At 31.5% G+C, this 5,467-nt stretch carries 6 protein-coding genes and 1 pseudogene; 6 read left to right on the top strand and 1 reads right to left on the bottom strand.

The features are described from left to right. Positions 1-194 precede the first annotated feature (194 nt). Both HH304_RS20950 and HH304_RS20955 read left to right on the top strand, forming a co-directional pair. Positions 195-689, top strand: coding sequence for a hypothetical protein (locus tag HH304_RS20950; RefSeq protein WP_169685256.1), 495 nt, complete (start codon positions 195-197; stop codon positions 687-689). Between the two features lie 123 nt (positions 690-812). Next, on the top strand, positions 813-1,325 hold the full coding sequence (locus HH304_RS20955; protein ID WP_169685257.1) for a hypothetical protein: 513 nt from the start codon (positions 813-815) through the stop codon (positions 1,323-1,325). A gap of 310 nt (positions 1,326-1,635) precedes the next feature. Here the strand turns inward: HH304_RS20955 and HH304_RS20960 are convergent. Beyond that, positions 1,636-1,998, bottom strand: a pseudogene (locus HH304_RS20960) (transposase); the annotation flags it as partial. A gap of 89 nt (positions 1,999-2,087) precedes the next feature. On the opposite strand from HH304_RS20960, the gene HH304_RS20965 reads away from it, so the two are divergent. The 4 genes from HH304_RS20965 to HH304_RS20980 all read left to right on the top strand — a co-directional run bounded on the left by HH304_RS20965 (position 2,088) and on the right by HH304_RS20980 (position 4,690). After that, positions 2,088-2,336: a DUF6364 family protein gene (locus HH304_RS20965; RefSeq protein ID WP_169685258.1), complete on the top strand. Its 249-nt coding sequence runs from the start codon at positions 2,088-2,090 to the stop codon at positions 2,334-2,336. After that, positions 2,333-2,755: a type II toxin-antitoxin system VapC family toxin gene (locus HH304_RS20970; RefSeq protein ID WP_169685259.1), complete on the top strand. Its 423-nt coding sequence runs from the start codon at positions 2,333-2,335 to the stop codon at positions 2,753-2,755. Before HH304_RS20965 ends, HH304_RS20970 begins: the two co-directional genes overlap by 4 nt. A gap of 451 nt (positions 2,756-3,206) precedes the next feature. After that, positions 3,207-4,043: a hypothetical protein gene (locus HH304_RS20975; protein ID WP_169685260.1), complete on the top strand. Its 837-nt coding sequence runs from the start codon at positions 3,207-3,209 to the stop codon at positions 4,041-4,043. A gap of 83 nt (positions 4,044-4,126) precedes the next feature. Then, a complete protein-coding gene (locus HH304_RS20980; RefSeq protein WP_169685261.1) occupies positions 4,127-4,690 on the top strand; it encodes a hypothetical protein in 564 nt (187 codons plus the stop codon). Positions 4,691-5,467 lie beyond the last annotated feature (777 nt).

The following is a 5,467-nucleotide window of genomic DNA, read 5'->3' on the forward strand; positions in this document are numbered from 1 at the left end:
ATGTATTGACCCTGGAAGTAGAAGAGTATATTAAACTATTGAATAAGAAAAGAAACGAAAGGTGATATTTTGTATGCAGTTATGGCTGGCTATAGAGTCTGATCAATCGCCGGATTCTCGCTGGATTTCACTGTCCTATTAGACAAGAAAACGACACGATAAACTACCATCAACCCATACGTTGAACGTAAGCAATGAGAACTCACCCAACAACATATCTTTTCGAACAAACTGAAACTGGATATACTCTGTACCTTGGTGAATTCTCTTCTTTGGAAGGGCTTGGGTTAATACCAAATGACCTTGAAATTGAAAAAATTGAACTTGGCGTAAGTAATTATAAAAATCATGGGTGGGCGACTGAGAAGGAATTTCCGCATTTCAGAACTTCTGGAGAATTAGCAGAATTTTTAGATCGAGAAGGCGAAATTGGTTTGTTAGTTTTTGATGTTACATTCAAGAATTTTGGAAGTTTACGTACTCATGATGATGGTGAATGTCATTTTGAATTTAGGAATAAAAAAGACTTAATTGATGTTGTTAGTAAGGCTGCTCCTAAGAAATTCTTAACTCAAATATTGGCGAAAATACTGAATAACCCGGATAAATATATAAGCATAGATCAAAATGGGTACTTGAAAATGTATCATACTTTTGATCAATACATAGAAGATAATCAAAACATATAACAACGGCTATGGCCCACCGTTTTGTTTTTAAGTTGGGGCTATTATCTTTGGGTATCAGCTATGCGTTTTTTAAGAAGCATTAGGTTTCGGCGGACACATAGCCTGAACGTTAGACTTAATATAATGAAGATCGTACCTGGGAAGCAAATAGAAGATTATTTGATTGGAGATGAATTTAATTCTCATCCAAATTATCATCTATTCACTAATATATCTGATAATGAATATAAGTTGGGTCATATATTGATTAGAACTAATAAAAATGGAGGAATACATCTTATTTGTACATCAAAAGGGAATTTTCAGGATATAAATATTGGCATGACATTCTATGAAATTATTCAAAAAGGATATGAATTGTTATATGATGAATTTGATCAATTATTTTATTTAAACTCTCAAAAAGGCCTTTGTATAGAAAAGAAATATGAAAATTTGAGATTTGAAGAATTATTAAACTCTAAAATAGAATATCTAACAGTATTTGATACCACCTCTGATTATGAATCTTGGGAGCTTATTTCATCAGATTTTGATTTGATCAATAAGAAAAACATTAATAAACATGTCAGACAAAATACCAGCTTTGAAAATTTCGTAGATGATAAAATAAATGATTTTAAGAATAAATATTAAAATTACTAAGCAATCGAGTGTCCGATAGGCCTATACTTGAATGCAGTGTTGACAAGTCCGGTGTTGGAAAATGTTACTATGGGTAAATCGACGAAAGTGTAGAGGGTATTAGCTGGTTTTTCTCTCTGTCTTACTCTTTAATTTAATGATAACCCGGCTTTCTGGTTCAATAACTTCTACTTCCTAAACCACAATCAGTGTCTTTTTATGGTTTTTAGTTTCCTTTGGACATAGTGATCCCCTACGTCCGATGGCGTTACTTTGATTATTGGGTTAATAGGCTGGTCTTCCAGTGTTTTGGTGGTCCTCGTCAACCAAAAACAGCTACGGTAACCAGGTGACCTGATTTACAATACAGGCAGAGTTTATGCTGTATACTTTCTTGTCTTAATGGTATAACAACTACTCCAATTTGCTCATCAATTATCTGCTTACACTGCTTTTTTAAACTACTACTTAGTATCCCATAATGCCGCATACGCGTAAACCCTTTTGGCAATACATGCAAGGCATACCGACGAATAAACTCCCGATCCGTTAATCTGAGTACAACCTTTTGACCTCCCTTGCGGTAATCCTTAGCAACAAAACATACCTCATTGTTTTGATAAGATAATATGCGGGCATTACTGATCGCTATCTTATGTGTATATCTACCCAGATACTCTATTACCTGCTTTGCTCCACCTCATAAAGATAAAGTCATTACAAATTAAATTATACGGATTTATTTATTATATTTGTACGTATATAATAAAGCTTATGGATACAAAATTGACATTAAAGCTTAATCAAAAGGTTATTGAGAAAGCCAAAAAATATGCTTCCAACAAAAAAATGAGTCTATCACGACTTATTGAAGCGTATTTACAATCTTTGACTACGGAAAATGAAACTACTGAATTTGAGATTTCGCCATTTGTGAAAAGCATCTCAACAGGAAAAGAAATACCTTCTGATTTGGACCTTAAAAAAGATTATTCTGATCATCTAATGGAGAAGTATAAATGAGAAAAAGGATTTTTCTTGACACTAATATTATGTTGGACTTTTTAGGAGAACGAAAACCTTTTTATGAGCCGATTGCTAAAATTGCAACTTTAGCAGAAAAAGGAAAGTTAACAATTATTGTTTCTCCTATTTCATTTGCAACGGTAAACTATTTTCTTGCAAAATTCGAGAGCTCAAAAATTGCGAGAGAAAAACTTAGGAAATTCAAAATAATCAGCAAAATATGTTCTTTAGACGAGCATACAATTGAAAAGGGGCTTAATTCATCTTTTAACGATTTTGAAGATGCTTTACAGTATTTCAGTGCTACAGAATCAGAATGCGATATAATAATATCAAGAAATGGAAAGGATTTTAAAAAGTCTTTGTTACCTGTAATGACAGCGGACGAGTTTTTAAAATCTTTAAATACAACATAATAATATCCAATCGAGGTACTGTCTTTAAATGCAACTAGAAACATATAATTATTTTAATATTTTGAATTCTAATGAGGGCTTCTAAAATTTCAATTATTAGACGGACATCTTGATTACCTCCCTTTATCGATAGCATAACTTCAGACTTCTTATGAAATGAAGGGATTGCATCCCGGTCAATAAAGAAGTAAGCCCAATGATATCCCCCCTCAGTGGCATCCTGCGATTAGCAAAATGAGTTACTTCCATCAACTGCCATTTCTAAAATACATTATCCGGTTACATTCGTTTACAAACGGGTATTTATTAATAAAATGTTTGATTTTGATCAATCAGGAGCTATTTTAGAATTTTTAAAGGAAATTATTAACTAAAAGGACAACGAAGTTATAACGGAAATAAGAGCAATAGAGTCGCGCTTATCTGCTCGTTGTAAGCAATTAGAGGAACTATGAAGAGAAATTTTTTAATATTATTAATCTCACTATTAATTATTACCTGTTCAAAACCTAGTAAGCAAAACATCAAAACTTCAGAAACTAGGATTGATAGTGTAAATGAAACTACCATCATTTCAAATCCGGAAAAAACAGCAGCTGAATCGATCAAATTACCAGATTCTATAGTAGAATTATATTCTGGATATTGGTTAAACAATGATTTTTTAACACAAATAGAAATAAACAAGTCAGTCTTTGATTCGAAAGAATATGATGGAGAATTATTTGGGTTTGAATTGGATAAAACGGGACTAAAAACAGGTGAAACAAAAGTTTATGGATTTACTTCACATGAAGGTGGATATGTTATTCCGATAAGATGGATTGATGAATTCAGATGCTTTACTTCAACTGGGTTTGAAGATGAGATAAGTAGTATAAAAATGGATGTAGTGATTGACTCTACTAATATTATAGAATTTCAATTTGAAGATGGTACTTCGGAATTCTATCGAAAAGTTTCTGATCAAGACTCAGAATTAAGAAAAATTCTTTTTAAGGGTATTTATGAAGATAGTCTTGCTAATAAATATTCATTCAATACAGACGGTGATATTTCTGGTTTTGGAGGAAAAAATCATTACACTGTATTATATGATTTTGGTGAAGGATTGTATTATGATGTTATATTCATTAGTGAAAATGGAAATCAAGCCAATGAGGACCTTTACCATTATCGAATCAATCAGGATTCCCTATTGCTTTATGAAATTAAAGGGGAAGTTCCAGAATATAAAATTGGTGAATTAAAATATAAACTAGTCAAAAGTAAAAGCTTACAACAATAGCTAAGAGTCATCCCCTACCCCAAGGGAAGGGGTTCGCCGCTTATCTGCTCGTTGGAGTGAAATAATAAAGACAATTTTTTACTATGAAAAAAAGAGAATTAAAGAATTTAGCATTAATCAAGATTCAGGAGGGAAAATCTCGCCAAGAGACATTAGAATCAATTAAGAATCAAACTCAATTACCAGCAAAGGATATAGCTAATATATTGAAGTATATCCCACCTTTGAATACAAGAGATAAACATAAAACTTTAAACTATATACTACTCTTTATTCTATTGATGACTGCACTTTTTAAAATGTTTGCTGGTATACCTTTGGTTTTGCAAAATGGATTAAAATGGTTTCCTATATTACTTTTGTTACCTACAATAAACTTGATTATGGCATATGGTGTGTTAAAGTTTAAAGGTGAATTCTATAGACTAATAATGGTTCTAACAGCATTAAGTGTTGTACGATCTCTGGGCAAAATTAATTTGTCAGACATATATGATATAATGGATTTATTAATAGCTGGAATTGTTATTGGTCTTAGTTACTTTTTAAACAAAAAATTTACAGCTGAAGTCAAGTCAGAACGAGAAAATTATATCGATGAAAATGGTGAAAACTCAAGTAGAATGACTATCAAATTTAAAGATTAAACATCACCACAACAATACCTAAGCATCATACCCCGCCCCAGGGAGAGGGGTTCGCCGCTTGGCCTCAACGTTGGTAGTCATTAAGAAATAGTTTAAACGAGTATAATAGATAATAATGTCAATAATTTTTAAAATTATAATTACTATTCTCAATTGTGCTCTATTATTTTTAACAATTGTCTCCTTTTCAACTTATAGAGGAATCCCAAGTTTAGGAGACTTGATAATTTTATATTCATTTTTTGGATTTATTCTCTTCAATAGCATTAGAATTATATGTTTAAACCAACTAGGGCTTAAATCAATAACTAACTATCTTCCATTCTTAACTTCAATATTTCTGATATCGTATATGTTTGCTCCAACTCGGTCATCAATGGTCTTAAGTTTAATGGTTATAGGTATTATAATACAAGTCTATATATTATTAGATAGTTGGTTTCCAAAAAATAAAATAAGGATTGAGTTGAATAAAATCTGGAATAGGATAAAAATTGAAATAAATATTTTTTGAGATGAAATTTTAGATAAAAATTAAATCAGGTGCTTGAATTATTTAAAACCTTGAAAAAAGACTACCAACATTCACAATAAACGCATTTTTATGCCACGAGGGACAAAAAACTGCGCCATAATGCAGACGTTACCTTTCATAATGCAGCAAATGAGAATATCACTTTTAATTATTATATCCTTCATCTCCCTTTCAATTAAAGGACAAGGCTTTCATGATCGTCATCCAGAACTATCAAAGTTTGCTAAAAATATTGATAGTCA

The sequence above is a fragment of the Marinigracilibium pacificum genome (assembly GCF_012926615.1).
Lineage (GTDB): Bacteria > Bacteroidota > Bacteroidia > Cytophagales > Cyclobacteriaceae > Mangrovivirga > Mangrovivirga pacifica.

What these genes read in the sequence shown, in the direction of transcription:
- HH304_RS20950 (WP_169685256.1), top strand. Translation starts at nt 195, where the DNA reads ATGAGAACTCACCCAACAACATATCTTTTCGAACAAACTGAAACTGGA.
- HH304_RS20955 (WP_169685257.1), top strand. Translation starts at nt 813, where the DNA reads ATGAAGATCGTACCTGGGAAGCAAATAGAAGATTATTTGATTGGAGAT.
- HH304_RS20965 (WP_169685258.1), top strand. Translation starts at nt 2,088, where the DNA reads ATGGATACAAAATTGACATTAAAGCTTAATCAAAAGGTTATTGAGAAA.
- HH304_RS20970 (WP_169685259.1), top strand. Translation starts at nt 2,333, where the DNA reads ATGAGAAAAAGGATTTTTCTTGACACTAATATTATGTTGGACTTTTTA.
- HH304_RS20975 (WP_169685260.1), top strand. Translation starts at nt 3,207, where the DNA reads ATGAAGAGAAATTTTTTAATATTATTAATCTCACTATTAATTATTACC.
- HH304_RS20980 (WP_169685261.1), top strand. Translation starts at nt 4,127, where the DNA reads ATGAAAAAAAGAGAATTAAAGAATTTAGCATTAATCAAGATTCAGGAG.